This window comes from Thioalkalivibrio sp. ALJ7, assembly GCF_000376865.1.
In the GTDB taxonomy this organism is placed as follows: domain Bacteria; phylum Pseudomonadota; class Gammaproteobacteria; order Ectothiorhodospirales; family Ectothiorhodospiraceae; genus Thioalkalivibrio.
Genome location: NZ_AQXQ01000010.1, coordinates 93780 through 111228, shown reverse-complemented (window position 1 = coordinate 111228; position 17449 = coordinate 93780). Strand labels below are relative to the sequence as shown.

Annotated in this window: 20 protein-coding genes and 1 tRNA gene; 4 read left to right on the top strand and 17 right to left on the bottom strand. The window is 63.4% G+C overall.

The annotated features are described in order from the left end of the window. The first annotated feature begins 16 nt into the window (after nt 1-16). The 3 genes from flgM (at nt 17) to D002_RS0105610 (ending at nt 1637) form a co-directional block, all read left to right on the top strand. On the top strand, nt 17-331 hold the full coding sequence (flgM, locus tag D002_RS0105620; protein WP_018140936.1) for a flagellar biosynthesis anti-sigma factor FlgM: 315 nt from the start codon (nt 17-19) through the stop codon (nt 329-331). A gap of 20 nt (nt 332-351) precedes the next feature. After that, on the top strand, nt 352-837 hold the full coding sequence (locus D002_RS0105615; RefSeq protein WP_018140935.1) for a flagella synthesis protein FlgN: 486 nt from the start codon (nt 352-354) through the stop codon (nt 835-837). Nucleotides 838-920: 83 nt separating this feature from the next. After that, nucleotides 921-1637, top strand: a complete 717-nt coding sequence (locus tag D002_RS0105610; protein ID WP_018140934.1) for a flagellar brake protein — start codon at nt 921-923, stop codon at nt 1635-1637. Between the two features lie 144 nt (nt 1638-1781). Here D002_RS0105610 and D002_RS0105605 read toward each other — a convergent pair. The 11 genes from D002_RS0105605 to D002_RS0105555 form a co-directional block, all read right to left on the bottom strand. Beyond that, nucleotides 1782-1858 (bottom strand) — tRNA-Pro (locus D002_RS0105605). A 366-nt stretch (nt 1859-2224) separates the two neighbouring features. Continuing rightward, the gene (locus D002_RS0105600; RefSeq protein WP_018140933.1) at nt 2225-2581 is read right to left on the bottom strand and encodes a MerR family transcriptional regulator; all 357 of its coding nucleotides are present in this window, start codon (nt 2579-2581) and stop codon (nt 2225-2227) included. Then, complete coding sequence (locus tag D002_RS0105595; RefSeq protein ID WP_018140932.1) at nt 2565-2864, bottom strand: integration host factor subunit alpha; 300 nt, start codon at nt 2862-2864, stop codon at nt 2565-2567. Before D002_RS0105595 ends, D002_RS0105600 begins: the two co-directional genes overlap by 17 nt. A 3-nt stretch (nt 2865-2867) precedes the next feature. Then, entirely contained in the window at nt 2868-5228 is a 2361-nt protein-coding gene (pheT, locus tag D002_RS0105590; protein WP_018140931.1) for a phenylalanine--tRNA ligase subunit beta, read from the bottom strand. After that, entirely contained in the window at nt 5228-6256 is a 1029-nt protein-coding gene (gene pheS, locus D002_RS0105585) for a phenylalanine--tRNA ligase subunit alpha (RefSeq protein ID WP_018140930.1), read from the bottom strand. The genes pheT and pheS overlap by 1 nt, the downstream gene beginning before the upstream one ends. A 187-nt stretch (nt 6257-6443) precedes the next feature. Further along, entirely contained in the window at nt 6444-6803 is a 360-nt protein-coding gene (gene rplT / locus D002_RS0105580) for a 50S ribosomal protein L20 (RefSeq protein ID WP_018140929.1), read from the bottom strand. Between the two features lie 20 nt (nt 6804-6823). Continuing rightward, nucleotides 6824-7021, bottom strand: a complete 198-nt coding sequence (gene rpmI, locus D002_RS0105575; RefSeq protein WP_017942014.1) for a 50S ribosomal protein L35 — start codon at nt 7019-7021, stop codon at nt 6824-6826. A gap of 102 nt (nt 7022-7123) precedes the next feature. Next, a complete protein-coding gene (infC, locus tag D002_RS0105570) occupies nt 7124-7642 on the bottom strand; it encodes a translation initiation factor IF-3 (RefSeq protein WP_081610823.1) in 519 nt (172 codons plus the stop codon). Nucleotides 7643-7663: 21 nt separating this feature from the next. Continuing rightward, the gene (gene thrS / locus D002_RS0105565; RefSeq protein WP_018140927.1) at nt 7664-9580 is read right to left on the bottom strand and encodes a threonine--tRNA ligase; all 1917 of its coding nucleotides are present in this window, start codon (nt 9578-9580) and stop codon (nt 7664-7666) included. A gap of 148 nt (nt 9581-9728) precedes the next feature. Next, complete coding sequence (locus D002_RS0105560) at nt 9729-10715, bottom strand: MBL fold metallo-hydrolase (protein WP_155996138.1); 987 nt, start codon at nt 10713-10715, stop codon at nt 9729-9731. Between the two features lie 193 nt (nt 10716-10908). Further along, nucleotides 10909-11592, bottom strand: coding sequence for a TVP38/TMEM64 family protein (locus D002_RS0105555; RefSeq protein ID WP_018140925.1), 684 nt, complete (start codon nt 11590-11592; stop codon nt 10909-10911). A gap of 60 nt (nt 11593-11652) precedes the next feature. Here D002_RS0105555 and D002_RS0105550 point away from each other — a divergent pair, with 60 nt between their 5' ends. Next, nucleotides 11653-12639: a serine/threonine protein kinase gene (locus tag D002_RS0105550; RefSeq protein ID WP_018140924.1), complete on the top strand. Its 987-nt coding sequence runs from the start codon at nt 11653-11655 to the stop codon at nt 12637-12639. Nucleotides 12640-12854: 215 nt separating this feature from the next. Here D002_RS0105550 and D002_RS0105545 read toward each other — a convergent pair whose 3' ends face one another. The 6 genes from D002_RS0105545 to sdhC form a co-directional block, all read right to left on the bottom strand. After that, on the bottom strand, nt 12855-13811 hold the full coding sequence (locus D002_RS0105545) for a NifU family protein (protein ID WP_196800105.1): 957 nt from the start codon (nt 13809-13811) through the stop codon (nt 12855-12857). Next, complete coding sequence (locus tag D002_RS0105540) at nt 13765-14019, bottom strand: succinate dehydrogenase assembly factor 2 (RefSeq protein ID WP_026181549.1); 255 nt, start codon at nt 14017-14019, stop codon at nt 13765-13767. The genes D002_RS0105545 and D002_RS0105540 overlap by 47 nt, the downstream gene beginning before the upstream one ends. A 136-nt stretch (nt 14020-14155) precedes the next feature. Continuing rightward, entirely contained in the window at nt 14156-14857 is a 702-nt protein-coding gene (locus tag D002_RS0105535) for a succinate dehydrogenase iron-sulfur subunit (protein WP_018140921.1), read from the bottom strand. 80 nt (nt 14858-14937) lie between these two features. After that, nucleotides 14938-16713: a succinate dehydrogenase flavoprotein subunit gene (gene sdhA, locus D002_RS0105530; RefSeq protein WP_018140920.1), complete on the bottom strand. Its 1776-nt coding sequence runs from the start codon at nt 16711-16713 to the stop codon at nt 14938-14940. A gap of 10 nt (nt 16714-16723) precedes the next feature. Then, the gene (gene sdhD, locus D002_RS0105525; protein WP_026181548.1) at nt 16724-17062 is read right to left on the bottom strand and encodes a succinate dehydrogenase, hydrophobic membrane anchor protein; all 339 of its coding nucleotides are present in this window, start codon (nt 17060-17062) and stop codon (nt 16724-16726) included. After that, on the bottom strand, nt 17059-17439 hold the full coding sequence (gene sdhC, locus D002_RS0105520) for a succinate dehydrogenase, cytochrome b556 subunit (RefSeq protein WP_018140918.1): 381 nt from the start codon (nt 17437-17439) through the stop codon (nt 17059-17061). The genes sdhD and sdhC overlap by 4 nt, the downstream gene beginning before the upstream one ends. Nucleotides 17440-17449 lie beyond the last annotated feature (10 nt).

Sequence of the window (17449 nt, the reverse complement as noted above, 5' to 3'; positions counted from 1 at the left end):
ACGACAGGACGGCACAATGGATATCAAGGGCCTCAATTCGAACAGTCTGCGCCCCGACAGCCAAAGCTCCACGGTTAAGGGACGCGAGGACAACGGCAACACCGGTAACCACGCCCAGGGCCCCAGCAATGCCCCTGCGGCCGGGAACGACTCGCTTACGTTGACCGGTGCCGCCCAGGCCATGAGCTCGGCCTCCAGCGCCGGGGAAAACGCTCCGTTCGACGCGGCACGGGTTGCCGAATTGCGCGAGGCGATCTCCAATGGCAACTACCCCATGGACAACGAACAGCTGGCCGATCGCATGATTGACCTCGAACGCCTGCTGCGCTGATCCGACGCCAGGACCCCGCCATGAACACCGACACGCGCCACCGTCTGCAACGTTCCCTGGAAACCTCCATCCGGCTTGCCCATCAGCTGGAGGAAGCGTTGATCCAGGAAACCCGCGCGGTCCAGGCCCGCACGCCCGAGACGTTGCAGGACGTGGTCGCCAGCAAGCAGGGCCTGCTACAGGAACTCGAGACCGAAACGCGGCAACAGCGCGAGATCGCCGAAGCCGAGCACGAGTCCTTTACACCCGAGGGCATGGCGCGCCTGCTGGCACGGCTCGAGGATGGTGCAGTGTTAAACGACCACTGGCAGGCCCTGCGTCAGTCCATCGAACGCTGCAATACCCTGAACCACGGAAATGCCCGCCTGATCGAGCGCGACCGCCAGCGTGTTGAGCTTTCGATGCAGATCCTGCGTGGGGAAGAAATCGGCCCAGCCGCGACCTACGACCCCTACGGTCGAACGCGTCCCAATAGCCGCGGCGGACGGCGTATTACTCAAGCCTGAGACATCTTTTTCGCCGCGGTGCTGGCATTTCCGAACATCCACCAGTACCTTGCGTCCTCACACTTTACTAACTCCACGGACGCATGGACGAAACCGACTACACGGTCGACAAACCCGACCGGATCGCCGGCATCCTCAAGGATCTGGATAACAAACTCACGATGGTCAGCGTTCGCCTGGACGCCGACGGCCCGCTGTACACATCTGCCCTGATCCGACTCGACCCCGAAGCCAAAGAACTCTTTCTCGACGAGCTGAACCCGCCTCGTGCCCATCAGCACGTGAAGAGCGGCATGAGCCTGCGCGTCTTTGCCGCCTTGCGCGGAGTCGCCGTGCGCTTCACGACGCCGGTCGCCCGCATCGAGCAGGAAGAAGACGGGGCTCTCTATGCCTGCCCCTACCCAGACACACTCCAGCATTTGCAACGCCGCGAGACCTTCCGGGTCCACATCCCCATGTCCCAACGGCCACAGGTCGAGCTACGCGCAAAGGACTGGAAGGATCCAGTCATCGGCGATCTCGTCGATCTCTCCGGCCAGGGTATGTGCATCGAACTTCCCACCACGATCCTGGATACCCTCGAGACCGGCGAGGCCCTTGCCTTCGCGAACCTGTTGCTTCCCGAGGTGAGTGAACGACTTTCCGGCGACCTGCGCCTGGCCAATCGTCGTAACAGCACCCGAGACGGCCACGAGTACGCCGGTTTCGAGATCGTAGGGATGACACAGTGGTTGGAGAGACAAACCAACATCGCCCTGCTGCACTATCAGCGCGAGGCACGCCGCCGCTCCATGGAGTGAGGAACGCGTCACTCGCCACCAGAATTGCCCCGCGTTGATGCCACCGTTACCCTGGGACGCGAAGCAATCGATTCCGTGGTGCCGAACCAATCCCCGGACACAAAAAAGCCGGATCGACCAAGCGGTTGATCCGGCTTTATTTTTTGGTCGGGACGGCAGGATTTGAACCTGCGACCCTCTGCACCCCATGCAGATGCGCTACCAGGCTGCGCCACGCCCCGAAGCAGCGAATCATAGCGGATTCCCGCCCCTCACGAAAGCGCCAATCACCGTCACAGAGAACTTATCGGCCTATGAGGCAATCATGCCGATAAAGCATCGTGCGCTCGGCTGTTTGTTTCACCACAGAGAGCACCGAGGACACGGAGAAATGCGCTAGGGAGACGCAGGACAACGATGGATAGTGAATTCAAAGAAGAAGTGAGCCCCACTGGCGCGGAACCGGCCTGGGCGTTAAGGCGCTCGGCTAGTGAAAATACCGACATGCAGGGCATTCATCCTGCGATCACACCCTAACGACTTTCTCCGTGAACTCTGTGCCCTCTGTGGTTCAAACACTCTCTTCCGAACCCGGGCAGGAGCGAACGTCAGGCGCGCAGCACCCGCAATACGGATTCGAGTTCAGAGATCGTGTCCTGGATGATTTGCTGGGCCTGTTGGCGATCGCCCTTGGCCTCGTCACCGGAGAGCTTCTGCCGAGCACCGTTGATAGTGTAGCCCTCCTCGTAGAGCAGCGCCCGAATCTGACGGATCAGGATCACGTCCTGACGCTGGTAGTAGCGTCGGTTGCCGCGGCGCTTGACCGGCTCCAGCATTGGGAACTCCTGTTCCCAATAGCGCAGAACATGCGGCTTGACCTGACACAGCTCCGCGACTTCGCCGATCGTGAAGTAGCGCTTACCCGGGATCGCCGGGAGTTCCTGGTGGTTACTCGCCTCCAGCATAGCTCTCTACCCGTTCACGCAGCTTTTGTCCCGGCCGGAAGGTCACCACCCGACGTGCAGAGACCGGGATCTCTTCGCCCGTCTTCGGATTGCGTCCAGGCCGTTGGTTCTTGTCGCGCAGAATAAAGTTGCCAAAGCCGGAGAGTTTGACACCCTCGCCGGTCTCCAGCGACTGACGCATCTCCTCAAAGAACATCTCGACGAATTCCTTCGCCTCACGCTTGTTGAGACCCAATTCCTCGTTAAGCGCGGCGGCGAGGTCCGCCTTGGTTACAGCTGCCATCGGCTATTGTCTCAAGGTTGCGTTGAACTGAGCCTGGAGATGCTGCACCACCGAATCAGTGACGCCAGCCACATCCTGTTCGCCTAGGGTGCGATCAAAAGCCCGCAAAATCAAGCCCAAAGCCAGGCTCTTTTCGTCCGGATTCAAGCCCTTGCCCTGGTACACGTCGAACAGGCGCACATCCTGCAGGAGCTCCAGGTCCAGTTCATCGATGGCGGCCAGCACATCCCCAGCAGCTACCGTGTCGGCCACAACCAGCGCCAGGTCACGGCGGATCGACGGATAGGCCGACAAGGGCGTGAACTGGGCCACTGGTGCGTGCGTGACGGCCGCAGCATCCAGGTCGAACAGAAAGACCGGCTCGACATCGAAGCGCTCGCAGAGCGCTGGATGCAAGCGCCCCACCCAGCCGACTGCCGCGCCGGCGACCAGCACGCGGGCCGACTGGCCATCATGCAGGGCCGGGTGCCGCTCCATCCGGAAGCCCAGCGTCCCGTCCACGCGTTTGCACAGCCCTTCGACCACTCCCTTGGCATCGAAGAAGTCCAGACGACGGGCCTCACCCTCCCAGTTCTCCAGGGACGCCCGCCCCCCGAGCAGACCCGCCAGTCGTGGCTCCTGGCGCAGCCCGGATGCATCCGGAACAAAACGCAGGCCGTGTTCGAACAAACGCAGATCCGACTGCTGCCGCGCCTGGTTGTACGCGGCGGTGGTCACGAGCCCCGGCCACAACCCTGGACGCATCACCGCCAGGTCCGACGAGATCGGGTTGGCCAGTGCCAAGGGCTCCACATCCGGATAGAAGGCGCTCGCGGCTTCGCGGGCGATGAAGCTGAAACTGATCACCTCGTGGAAACCTTGGCGGGAAAGCCCTGTGCGCAGTGACCGCAACCCGGTCGCCGGCAAGGCGGGCGCCACCGGCTTGGGTAGGGTCTGCGGCAAGGCGTCGTAGCCGTGCACCCGTGCCAGTTCTTCGACCAGGTCCTCTTCGCGTTCCAGATCAAAACGCGCACGTGGCGCATGAACGGTCCAACCGTCCGCTGCACGCTCAACACGACAATCGAGTGCCTGCAGGATGCGCTCGACCTCAGGCGCTTCCAGGCTTACACCCAGCAAGCGCTGAATACGTTCCGAGCGCAAGCCGATCGCCTGCTCCCCATGGGTGGCTGGTGATTCCCCCACCTGCGCGACCGGGCCGCAGCGTCCGCCGCAAATTTCCAGCAGCAACTGCGTCGCGCGCGCCATGGCCTGCGCAACCAGCGTTGGATCCACGCCCCGCTCGAAACGATGGGAGGCGTCCGTATGCAGGCCATGGGCGCGCGCCCGGCCGGCCAAGGCCCGCGGTGCGAAATGCGCACACTCCAGGACCACCCGCGTGGTGGTGTCGCTGACAGCGCTGTCCGCTCCACCCATCACCCCGGCCAGCGCCAGGGGTCGTTCGACATCTGCAATCACCAGGTCCTGCGGCGAAAGTTTGACTGTCTGATCGCCACCCAGAAGCGTAAGGGCCTCCCCCTCCTTACCCCAGCGAACCTGGATCTGGTCTCCAATGCGGTCGGCATCAAAGGCATGCAAGGGCTGCCCGAGTTCCAGCATGACGTAATTGGTTACGTCCACGATGGCGCTGAGCGGGCGCACCCCGGCCCGGCGAAGACGCTCCGTCATCCACAACGGTGTTGCCGCCTTGGCATCGAGTCCCTCAAAGACCCGTGCGCCATACAACGGGCAAGCCGCCGCGTCCCCGGACTCCACCGCGATACGGGCCTCCAGGCTTACCTTCGGCTCGGGCCACTCCGGGGCATGAAGTGCACGATCCAAGAGCGCCGAACACTCGCGAGCAATCCCGCGCATTCCAAGGCAGTCCGCCCGGTTCGGCGTCAAGTCGACCTCAAGGATAGTGTCATCCAGGCCCAGGGCTTCGCGCAGGTCGACACCAGCCTCCAAACCCTCCGGCAAGGCCATCAGGCCCGCGGCATCCTCGGCAAGTCCGAGCTCGCGGGCGGAGCAGAGCATCCCTTCGGATGCCACACCCCGCAGCTTGGAGCGCTTGATACGGAAATCACCGGGGAGCACGGCACCAATCACCGCGACCGGCGCCCGCATCCCCTGATGGACGTTCGGCGCACCACAGACGATGGTCAATGGCTCCGCCTCGCCCGCTTCCACACGGCATACGCGCAGACGGTCCGCGTCCGGGTGCGGTTCGACCGCCACCACATGCCCGACCCGGACGCCACTGAACGCCGGTGCCGCCGGCTCCAGCGCATCCAGTTCGAGCCCGGCCATGGTGAGGCGATGACCCAGCGCTTCCGGGGTTTCGTCGATCTGCAGCCATTCCTGCAGCCACTGCACACTGATACGCATTAGCCTGTCTGCCCGAATTGCCCGATGAACCGGATATCGTTGTCGAAGAACAGCCGCAGGTCGTTCACCCCATGGCGCAGCATCGCCATGCGCTCGACGCCCAGACCAAAGGCAAAGCCGGTGTACTGCTCGGCGTCGATTCCCACATGCCCTAGCACGTTCGGATGCACCATCCCGCAGCCCATCACCTCCAGCCAGCCGGTATGGCTGCACACCCGGCAGCCCTCCCCGCCACAATGCACACACTGGATGTCCACCTCGGCCGATGGCTCGGTGAACGGGAAGTACGACGGCCGAAAGCGTGTGGCGAGATCGTCGCGATCGAAGAACGCCTGCAGGAACGCACTCAGCACCCCGCGCAGATCGGCAAACGTGATGTCGGTGTCCACGCACAGCCCTTCCACCTGGTGGAACATCGGGCTATGGGTCAGGTCCGAATCGCAGCGATAGACACGCCCTGGCGCAATCACGCGCAACGGCGGCCGCTGTTGTTCCATGGTGCGGATTTGTACCGGCGAGGTATGGGTCCGCAGCACGCGATGGGCATCAAAATAAAAGGTGTCGTGCATCGCGCGCGCAGGGTGATGCTCGGGAATATTCAGGGCCTCGAAGTTGTGAAAGTCGTCCTCCACCTCCGGGCCTTCCGCCACCTGAAAGCCCAGGCCACCGAAGAAGGCCTCGATCCGCTCCAGGGTCTGGGTGATGGGATGCAAGGCGCCATCGGCCAGACGGCGCCCCGGCAGGGTCACATCGACTTTCTCGCCCGCCAGTTGCTCCGCCAGTGCGCTCTGAGCCAGCGCTTCCTTGCGCGCCTCGATCAACCCGGCCACCTCGGTCTTGGCCTCATTCACCTTTTGGCCCGCCGCCGGCCGCTCCTCCGCCGGAAGCTTGCCCAACTCCTTGAGCTGAGCCGTGAGCGCACCCTTCTTGCCGAGGTAGTGCACCCGGACCTCGTCCAGCGCCTTCAGATCCGTGGCCCCTTCGATGCGTTCCCGCGCCTCGGCGACCAGCTGTTGCAGTTGTTCCACGTCTTCCCCCGACTGGTACGGGCCTCCCCGGCCCCATATTCGCCTGCAAGGCAGCGGTCCGTAGTTCAGGGACTGCTGCCTTGCAGGCGCCTTTTTCGTCGATCCCGAAACAAAAAAGGGAGGGCATTGACCCTCCCTTCTCGGGACCCGCCGGCGTACCGCCGACGGGCAGTCCTTAAGGCCTTGATCAGGCCGGCAGTGCGGCCTTCGCCTTCTCTGCGATCTTGCCGAACGCAGTCAGGTCGTGCACAGCCAGATCGGCCAGGGTCTTGCGGTCAATATCGATCTCCGCCTTGCTCAGACCGTTCATCAAACGGCTGTAGGACAGATCGAACTGACGGGCCGCCGCATTGATGCGAACGATCCACAGCGACCGGAACTGGCGCTTTTTCTGGCGACGGTCACGGTAGGCATACTGACCGGCCTTGATGACGGCCTGGTTGGCAACACGGAAGACGTTCTTCCGGGCGCCGTAATAGCCCTTGGCTTGCTTCAGGACTTTCTTGTGACGGGCGTGAGCGGTTACACCGCGCTTGACTCGTGGCATGTCTCGATTCCTCGGTCAGTTCAACGGTATGGCAGCAGTTTGCGCACGGCCGGGGCATCCGACTCGTGCACCATCGCTGGGCTGCGCAGGTGACGCTTACGCTTGGTAGGCTTCTTGGTCAGGATGTGGCTGCGGTGCGACTGGAACCGCTTGAACTTCCCCGACCCGGTACGGGTGAAGCGCTTGGCCGCACCCCGATTGGTCTTGATCTTAGGCATTACTCTCTCCGGCATTTTGGGCCGTACCCCAAATGGGTCGGCCGTTTGTGAAAAGGCGATGCGGGTATGCGGAGACCCGACCGCCCTTGTTGTCTGACGGGCTTACTTCTTCTTGCCCGTCAGCACCATGATCATCTGGCGTCCTTCCATCTTCGGTCGCTGCTCGACGACCGCGATATCGGACATGTCCTGCTCAATCTTGTCCAGCAGCTCGCCACCCAGCTCCTGGTGGCGCATTTCGCGACCGCGGAAGCGGATGGTCACCTTGCCCTTGTCGCCGCCCTCAATGAAGCGGCGGAGGTTGCGAATCTTGACGTTGTAGTCGCCCTCGTCCGTACCCGGACGGAACTTCACTTCCTTGATCTGGATCTGCTTCTGCTTCTTCTTGGCTTCCTGAGCCTTCTTCGCCTGTTCGAACTTGAACTTCCCGTAGTCCATGATCCGGGCCACGGGTGGCTCGGCATTCGGCGAGATCTCGACCAGGTCCAGACCACTTTCGGCGGCCATTTCCAGAGCTTCTGCAGTACTGCAGACCCCTCGATTCTCGCCTTCGGCGTCGATCAGCCGGATTTGTGGGCTGGTGATCTGATCGTTCAGGCGGACCGTTTTTGCTGCGCTAATAGCCTTTTCTCCAATTCAAGGTCAGTGTTGGCGAGCGGCAACCTCCTCCCGGAGGTGCTCGCCGAAGTCCTCGAGGCTCATGACGCCGAGGTCTTCTCCGCTTCGCGTGCGCACCGCGACCTGCCCGTTTTCCATTTCCTTGTCTCCAAGGACCAGCAAGTACGGCACGCGCTTGAGCGTGTGCTCGCGAATCTTAAAGCCGATCTTCTCGTTTCTCAAGTCGGCCTCGACCCGGAAACCCCTGTCACGCAGCGCTTTGGTCACTTCCTGGGCATACGCATCCTGGCGCTCGGTGATCGTCAGCACCTCGGCTTGCACCGGGGCCAGCCAGGTCGGGAAGTGTCCGGCATAGTGCTCGATCAACACGCCGAAGAAGCGCTCCACCGAGCCCAGCAGCGCGCGGTGGATCATGATCGGGCGCCGGCGCTCGTTATCCTCGGCGACGTACTCCATGCCAAAACGCTCGGGCAGGTTGAAGTCCAGCTGTACCGTGGAGCACTGCCATTCGCGGCCAATGGCGTCATGGATCTTGATGTCGATCTTCGGGCCATAGAAGGCACCACCGCCCTCGTCCACCGAGTACTCCAGCCCCTTCTTCTCGATTGCCGAGCGCAGCGACGCGGTCGCGTGCTCCCAGATCGCGTCGGACCCGACGGCATCTTCCGGCTTGGTCGACAGGTTCACGTCGAACTTCTCGAAACCAAAGGTTTGCAGCACTTCCAGGGTGAGGTCGATGACCGCCATCACCTCGGACTCGATCTGGTCCTCGCGGCAAAAGATATGCGCATCATCTTGGGTGAAGCCGCGCACACGCATCAGCCCGTGCAGCGCACCGGACATCTCGCGACGGTACACCGTACCCATCTCCGCCCAGCGCAGCGGCAGGTCGCGGTAGGAGTGCAGCCGGTCCTTGTACATCAGCACATGGAACGGGCAGTTCATCGGCTTCAACTGGAAGGCCTGGTGCTCGTCCTCCATCGGCTCGTACATGGACTCGGCGTAGAAGTCCGCGTGGCCGGAGGTCTTCCACAGCTCCAGGTTCGCGATGTGCGGCGAGACGACGAAGTCGTAACCCGCCTTCTCGTGCATGTCGTACCAGTATTTTTCGATCTCGCGGCGGATTCGTGCGCCCTTCGGGTGCCAGAACACCAGGCCGCCACCGGCCTCGTCCTGGATCGAGAACAGATCCAGCTCCTGGCCGATCTTGCGATGATCGCGACGCTCGGCCTCTTTCAGCCGCTCCAGGTGCTCTTTCAGCTGGTCCTTGTTCGGCCAGGCAGTGCCATAGATCCGCGTCAGCATCTCGTTGTCGGAATCGCCACGCCAGTACGCACCGGCCACCTTCGTCAGCTTGAAGGCCTTCAACTTGCCGGTGGACGGGATATGCGGACCCCGGCAGAGGTCGACGAAGTCGCCCTGCTTGTACAGCGAGATGTTCTCGCCCTGCGGGATCGACGCGATGATCTCGGCCTTGTACGCCTCGCCCATGTCGCGGAAGTACTTCACCGCCTCGTCGCGGTCCATCAGCGAGCGCTCTACCGGCAGGTCCTGCTTGGCCAGCTCCTTCATACGCTTCTCGATCTTCTCCAGATCCTCCGGCGTGAAGCCGCGGTCATAGGCGAAGTCGTAGTAGAAGCCGTTCTCGATGGTCGGGCCGATGGTGACCTGCGCCTCGGGAAAGAGCTGTTTGACCGCCTGCGCCATCAGGTGCGCGGTCGAATGCCGGATGATCTCCACCCCCTCCGGGTCGCGGTCGGTCACGATCGCGAGTTCAACGTCGTCGTCGATCTGGTGGCGGGCATCGACCAGCTGGCCATTCACCTTGCCGGCCAGGGTCGCCTTGGCGAGGCCCGGACCGATGTCCTTGGCCACATCCAGCACGGTGACTGCATGATCGAACTCGCGGCGGCTGCCGTCGGGGAGGGTTACTGCGGGCATTGCGGGGCTCCTTCGCCGACCCATACGCGGGGTCGCGCGTCGCGTATCAGAAATTGGAAGTTGCCGGAAACGACAACGGCGCGAAGCATACCATGTGCTACGCGCCGTCGGCAGGTTCCCCGGCCTGCGGCCGGGGTTCGGTCGATACTTACATGTTGCCTTCGATGAACAGGTAGGTGCGGTTCACGTTCGGGCGATGCCAGTCATCGTAGTGACGCAGATGCTTGAAGTCGTCCAGGTCGGCCAACCGGCTAACCGTCTCGTCCAGCGATTCCCAGTCCTCCACGCCGGCGGTCACTTCTCGCACCAACAGCTCGAGATAGTCGCCAGTGTCACGGCGGGCCTCGGCCATATCCGTCGCACGCCCGTGCCCCGGAACAACAATCTCCGGATCGATCGATTCCAGATGGCGGAACGCCTCCAGCTTCTCGACCGGATTGCTGAACGGGTGGATACCCAGCATGCGCTCGGTATAAACGATGTCACCGGTGAACACCACATCTTCCCCCGGCAGGTGCACCATGATGTCACCCGGAAAGTGGGCATCACCGGCAAAGATCAACTCGAAGTCCACGCCACCAACCGTCAGTGTGTGCTCGTCCGCGTCAATCGGATTGGGCGCGGGGACCGGTTCGGTCCCTTTCATTGCGTCCTCGCCCACGGCATTCGCCAGCGAAGCGATCTGCCCTTCGCCGCGTTCGGCCTGGGTGGCGGCAGTACGCGCCAGAGCGACGATGTCGGCGCCCTGCTCATGAAAATAGCCGTTGCCCAGCCAGCGATGATCCTGGCTCCCGACCGAGATTACATGGGTGATCGGCTGGTTGGTTACCTCGGCGATGGCCTTCGCCATCCGCTTCGCCACTTTGTAGCTGGGGCCGGAATCGAGCAGAACCACACCATCATCGGTCACCACAAAGCCCGTGTTGTTGGTGAAGCCTAGATTCTCCGGTGTGCGGTTCTCCAGAGAACCGTAGAAGTAGTACACCCGATCCGTCAGCTGGATCGGCTCCAGCACCTGGTCGATCGGACGATCGCGCGGCTCCTCTTCCTCGGCTTGTGCCACCAGGCCAAGTCCCAGCAGACCCAGCGCAAGCACAATCGCCTGTCCCTGTCGCAACAACAAACTCGTTTTCAAAGCAGGATTCCTCGTCATCGTGACGTCCCGGGGGATCCCCGACCGCCTTTTTCGTTGTGGTTATGACTTCCCGCCCGGCCGGCCGTTCCGGGCCGCCGATGCGACGGCTTGCGAAAAAATAATACATCTGTTTTTTCAGATATGTATATCGAGGGGTGTAACGGTAGGCCGTGGAGACTTGTGTCAACGGCGGCTACCGCAGCCTTCGGCGCCTTACAGCCCCCACTAGCCACCGGGCCAGGAGAGGAAATACCCCGGTGGCGACCAGGGACAGGATCAGAATGGGTGAAAGCACATCCTCAAGCCCCTCCAGCCGGCCGAGCTGCGTCCCCGCGTTCGCAAACACCGCGGTCGCCGGTAACATCCCAACCAGCGACACCCAGAAATAAGTCCAGGCCCGTATCGGCAACAGGCCCATCCCCGCGTTGACCAGCAGAAAAGGGAACACCGGGATCATACGTAGCGCAAACAGATAAAACGCGCCCTCGCGGAGAAATCCTTCGTTGATCCGCTCCAATCGTTGCGCATAACGCCGCTGGACCGCATCCCGCGCCAGAACCCGAGCGACGGCGAAGGTGATCGTCGCACCCAGGGTCGACGCCAGTGACGACAGCACGGTTCCCCAGAACACCCCGAACAGAGCACCGCCGGCCAAGGTCATCACCACAATCCCGGGTACCGAGAACGCCGCTACGACCATGTACAGCAAGAAAAACAGGACCACCGCGATCGCCGGATGATCCACGCGCCAGGTCTCGATCCGGCCACCTGCGGCTTGTAGCGATGCCAGGTCCAGCCAGTTCCCGGTGCTTGCAACCAACCACGCGATCAGCAACAACACAAGCGCTGCCAACAGCCCCCAGTAATACCGATTCACCCGCGCCCCCTTTCGCCATCCCGCCCGGAACCATGCGCGGCAAACCCGTACACTGCAAGGATGTATGCACATCCCTACGACGCGTTAACACCTGGCCACATCCTCGATGCAGTGGAGACCACCGGCCTGCGCTGCGACGGCCGCCTGCTCGCGCTCAACAGCTACGAGAATCGCGTGTACCAGGTCGGGATCGAGGACGCGACGCCGGTCATCGCCAAGTTCTACCGTCCGCAGCGGTGGACACCCGCGGCGATCCGCGAGGAACACGCATTCAGCCAGGAACTGGCCGCCCGTGAGGTCCCGGTGGTGGCCCCGCTCGCCGATGACCGGGGCGAGACACTGCATCTGCACGCGGATTTCCTGTTCGCCGTTTACCCACGCTGTGGCGGCCGGGCACCGGATCTGGAACAGCGCGACACCCTGGTCCGTATCGGACGTTTCATTGCGCGCATCCACGAGGTCGGCCGGGCCGCCACCTTCCACGAACGCCCAATACTGGATCCGATCCCGCGCGGCGAAGAGGCGCGCCAGGACGTACTGGCCTCCGGCTTTCTGCCAATGGAGCTGGAATCGGTGTATCGGGATCTCAGCGCCGACCTGCTCGGACGCATCCAGCGCACGCTGGAGACCATCGGACCGGTCCCCCAGTTGCGGCTGCACGGCGATACTCATCCCGGCAACATCCTGTGGACCGAGGAAGGCCCGCATTTCGTGGACCTGGACGACGCCTGCACCGGCCCTGCGATGCAGGACTTGTGGATGTTCCTGTCAGGGGACCTCGGCGAGATGGCCTGGCAGATGCAGGCCTTGCTGGAGGGTTACGAGACCTTCGTACCCCTGGATCGTCGTCAACTGGGCCTGATCGCACCGTTACGTACTCTTCGGATCCTGCGCCATGCCGCATGGCTGGCACGGCGCGCGGACGACCCCGCCTTCATCGACGGCTTCCCGGTCTTCTACACCCCGCGCTTCTGGGAAGACCACATCCTCACTCTGCGTGAGCAGGCCGCCGCCCTCGACGAACCCGCCCTGGACCTCGGCTACTGATGCGCCGAACGGTTTTTTATCGAGCATCAGACGCCCTGAGGGCTCCGGCGCCAATTGCAGAAGGCCTCCCAAAGGCAATCCTCTAACCCGCGGTCCGGGCGCAGTGCCCCAGCGCAGGGGTTCATGTCCTGGGGCACTTGCAAAGTGGGCCTCCGATCAGGCCCGGGACGCAGCCGACAACCCGGTTCTGCTGACCAGAAAGTCCGGAAAGGGGGTCAGAAGGTATTGGCGACGCTGGCCACGCCGGGGGCCCGCGAACGCACTAGGCGCTCTACCACATTCTTGAGATCGAGGGTGGAACGCGGACAACCGACACAGGCACCCTTGAGCCGGACCCGGACGGTCCGGCCATCAAGTTCCACGAACTCGATATCGCCGCCGTCCTGCATCAGAATCCGGCGTGCCTCCTCGATGGCCGCGCGCACGGCGTCCTCGTCAATCGGGCCATCGGCGGGCACGTCCGCCGCCTCGCGCTGCGCATGGGTCTGCGCCCGGTCCAGACGCAGCGCAAGCTCCGGATCGAGCTCTTCGATCGCATCCAGTTCGTCCTCGCTGTAGACGTGATCGGGCTCGTCGCTCAGCAGATGCGAGACATCCACCATCACCTGCGCGTTATAGGGTCCAGCCATGCTCGGGCCTCCGGGTACTCGGCTTTGCGCCAGTATAGCAACGCCCTGCGCAACCCCCGCGCGAAGCCGCACCCACCAGCCGGGATCCGCCACCTCGCGGCCGGGCGACCAGCGCAGCCGCACTCGCAGCCGGCGCAGGTCATCTGCATCCATGCGCGCGGCATGCAGCCACAGGCGCGACACGCGCCCGGTACTGCGCTCGCGCACGATCAGGACCACGACGCGCCACAGCACCCGCGTGTCGGGCAACACCTCAACCCAGTCCACCTGCTCTTGGCGTAGGCCCTCAGCCGTCGCCAGCCAGGTCGCACCATCCGGCGTTTGGCCCAGCCAGTCCCAGGCCGGCGGGCGCGAACGCCATTGCCACCACCATCCGACTATGGCCAGGCCGAATACCGGGGCCAGCGTCCACAGCGGGCTGTAGACCAGCACGTAGGCCACAACCGCCAACAGCAGCAGGATCTGGCCCGCAAGCGCGAGCCGGGGGAGAAGCGGATCAGGTCGGAGCCGCAGCCTGAGCGGCGGCGCGGATCGCCGGGACAAGCCGGGCTATCCCGTCGTCCACCGTGGTCTGGCGCCCCATGACCACATCCAGTAACACGTTGTCGGGGTAGTCGAGCAGGCGCTCGAAGGCATCGCGACCCTCCTGGTCCAGTTGCGCATATCCCTGCGCGAGAAACTGCCCGAGCAGCCAGTCGTTCTCCAGCATGCCGCGGCGGCAACGCCAGCGCGTCCGGCTATCGGGTTCCATCACCAACACGCCCGCCCAGCCCCCCTGTGGGAGCCTGCTCGCAGGCGAAGCCCCTGCCCGCGTCCGGCTTTGGCGGGGGCATTCGCCTGCAAGCAGGCTCCTACGGGGGCTGAACCGCCGGTTTGCAGCAGTTCGGTCACAGCGACTTCTTCAGCATGGTGCGGCGGATGTCGCTGATGGCCCGGCTCGGGTTCAGGCCCTTGGGGCAGACCTGGGTGCAGTTCATGATGGTGTGGCAGCGGTAGAGCTTCCAGGCATCGTCCAGCTGCTCCAGGCGGTGTTCGGTGGCCTCGTCGCGGCTGTCCTGAATGAACCGTGCCGCCTGCAGCAGCGCCGCCGGCCCCAGAAACTTGTCCGGATTCCACCAGTAGGAAGGACAGGCGGCGGAACAGCAGCCGCACAGGATGCACTCGTACAACCCGTCAATCTGTTCACGGTCTTCGGGGCTCTGCTTGCGCTCGACCTCAGGCTCCGGGCTGTCGTTGACCAGCCAGGGTTCGGCCTTGCGGTATTGATCCCAGAAGTTGCCCATGTCCACGATCAGGTCGCGGATCACCGGCATGCCGGGGAACGGCCGCAGGGTTATGGGTGCATCCAGATCCGCCAGCGGCGTAATACAGGCCAGGCCGTTCATACCGTTGATGTTCATGCCATCCGAGCCACAGACGCCATGCTGACAGGAGCGGCGAAAACCGAGCGAATCGTCCTGCTCTTTCAGCAGCAGCAAGGCGTCCAGCAGCATCATCCCCGGCTCGACCTGAGCGTCGGACAGGCTGAAGCGCTGCATCTTCGGCAGCGTGTCCGTCTCCGGGTTAAAGCGGTAGATCGAGAATTCCATCGGTCTTTTCCTTCAGCGCTTGCCGCTGCGATTCGCCGCACGAACCGCATCCCGCGTTGCATTGCATTGCCAACGGGCCATCAGTACACCCGCTCCTTCGGCGGGAATGAGGCCACGGTGTTGGGTTTTGTGCGCACTGGCTTGTAGTCGAGGCTGTCGTCGGTCAACGAGTACAGGCTGTGCTTCAGCCAGTGCTGGTCATCGCGTTCCGGGAAGTCGATGCGTGAATGCGCCCCTCGGCTCTCCTCGCGGCCCAGGGCCGAACGGATGGTCGCGATGGCACAGTCCATCAAATTCTCCAGCTCCATCGCCTCGACGCGTGCGGTATTGAAGGTACTGGAATGGTCCGCGATCACTGCATGGTTCAGGCGCTCGCGCAGGGCCTGAACCTTGTCCACACCCTCGCGCATCACCTCGTCGCTACGGAATACCGAACAGTGATCCTCCATCACCTTGCGCAGTTCGCGCTTGAGCGGCTCGACCTGCTCCGCGGAGCCATCGCCCGGGTCCTTGCGGTCCCAGCGCGTGAGCCGCGCCATCGCCTGCTCTACCGCGGTGTCGTCCAACGCGCGGTGATAGCGGTTCTCGGCCAGGTATTCGAGGATATGGTTGGCCGCCGCGCGGCCGAAGACCAGGATATCCAGCAGCGAGTTGCCGCCCAGGCGGTTCGCGCCGTGCACCGACACACACGCGGCCTCGCCCGCCGCGTACAAACCGGGTACCGGGTCCTCGGGCGTATCTTTTACCGGCGCGACCACCTGCCCAAAACGATTGGTCGGGATCCCGCCCATGCTGTAGTGGCAGGTCGGAAACACCGGAATCGGCGCCTCGATCGGGTCCACGCCGAGGAAGGTCATGCTCGTCTCGCGGATGCCCGGAAGCTTGTGCATGATGGTGTCGGCCCCAAGGTGGCGCAGATCCAGCAGCACGTGATCGGCGTTGCGCCCGCAACCGCGCCCTTCGCGCACCTCGGTGGCGATGGAACGACTGACCACGTCCCGCGACGCCAGGTCTTTCGCCCGTGGGGCGTACCGCTCCATGAAACGCTCGCCCTCGGAGTTGATCAGGAACCCGCCCTCCCCGCGCGCGCCCTCGGTGATCAGCATCCCGCGCCCGGCAATGCCGGTCGGATGGAACTGTACGAACTCCATGTCCTCGAGCGGCACGCCCGCGCGCAGCGCCATCGCCATGCCGTCACCGGTGTTGATCAGGGCGTTGGTCGTGGTACGGAACAACTGCCCGGCCCCACCAGTGGCGATCAGCGTAGTCTTGGCCTCGATCACGATCGGCTCGCCCGTCAGGATCTCGAAGGCCAGTACGCCGAGTACGTAGCCCTGCTCATCACGCAGCAGATCGACCGCAAAATACTCGTCGAAGAAGTGCGAGCGCGCGCGCAGGTTCTGCTGATAAAGGGAGTGCAGAATCGCGTGTCCGGTACGATCCGCCGCGGCACAGGTCCGCGCCGCCTGATCCTGGCCGAAATTCTGGCTCTGCCCGCCAAAGGCGCGTTGATAGATATTGCCGTTGTCCAGTCGCGAGAACGGCACGCCGAAGTGGTCCAGCTCGTACACCACCTTGGGGGCGGCACGGCACATGTACTCGATCGCGTCCTGGTCGCCCAGGTAGTCCGAACCCTTGACCGTGTCGAACATGTGCCAGTGCCACGAATCCGGCAGCACATTGGCGAGCGCGGCATTCACCCCGCCCTGCGCTGCCACCGTGTGCGAACGGGTCGGGAATACCTTGGACACGACGGCCACCTTGGCGTCGCCATTCGCCAGCTGCAGTGCCGCGCGCAGCCCTGCACCGCCGGCCCCGATAATCAAAGCGTCGAACTTGCGTCGTGTCACGTTCATGCCAAAACCTTCATGCAAGCCCCGCGCGGATCAGAATAAGTAAGGCCCAGAATCCCATCAGCAGCAGCCCCCCGGCCGCGAACACCAGCACGGTGAGCCGCGTCGCGGGTGGGTGCACGTAGTCCATCACCACATCGCGCAGACCAATCCAAGCGTGCAGCAGAAGCAACAGCACAAACAGGGCCGTCAACAGCCCGACGACCGGGTGCCCGACAACGCCCAGCCAGGCGGCGTGATCGTCCGGGGCCGCCAGGACAAAGAAGCCCAGCGCCAGGATCACGTAGACCCCGACATACACCGCGGTGATGCGCTGCAAAAGCCAGGCGCGCTGCCCGCTCAGGAGCCTCACAGGACCAGCCCCAGCCAGACGAGCGCCGTTGCCAGGAGACCGGCGTAAAGCGCGTCGCGTGCGGTGCGCAGCGACCCCTCGCGGTCCTCGCCAATCCCGAATTCCATCAACAGGTAGCGGATCCCGGCAAACAAGTGATGCAGCAGCCACCACAATCCGATGGCGAGCAGCACCAGCCCCGCCGGGTGATGGATGATCGTAACGACCTGTGCGAACCCCTCCGGGCTGGCCAGAGAACGATCCAGCAGCCAAAGCACCACGGGGATCGCCAGAATCAGGAAGACACCGGTAATCCGGTGCAGAATAGAAACCACGGCATTCAACGGCAGCCGTATCTTGCGCAAATCCAGAAAAACGGGACGTGCCTGCCGAGCCATGCCACCCCCA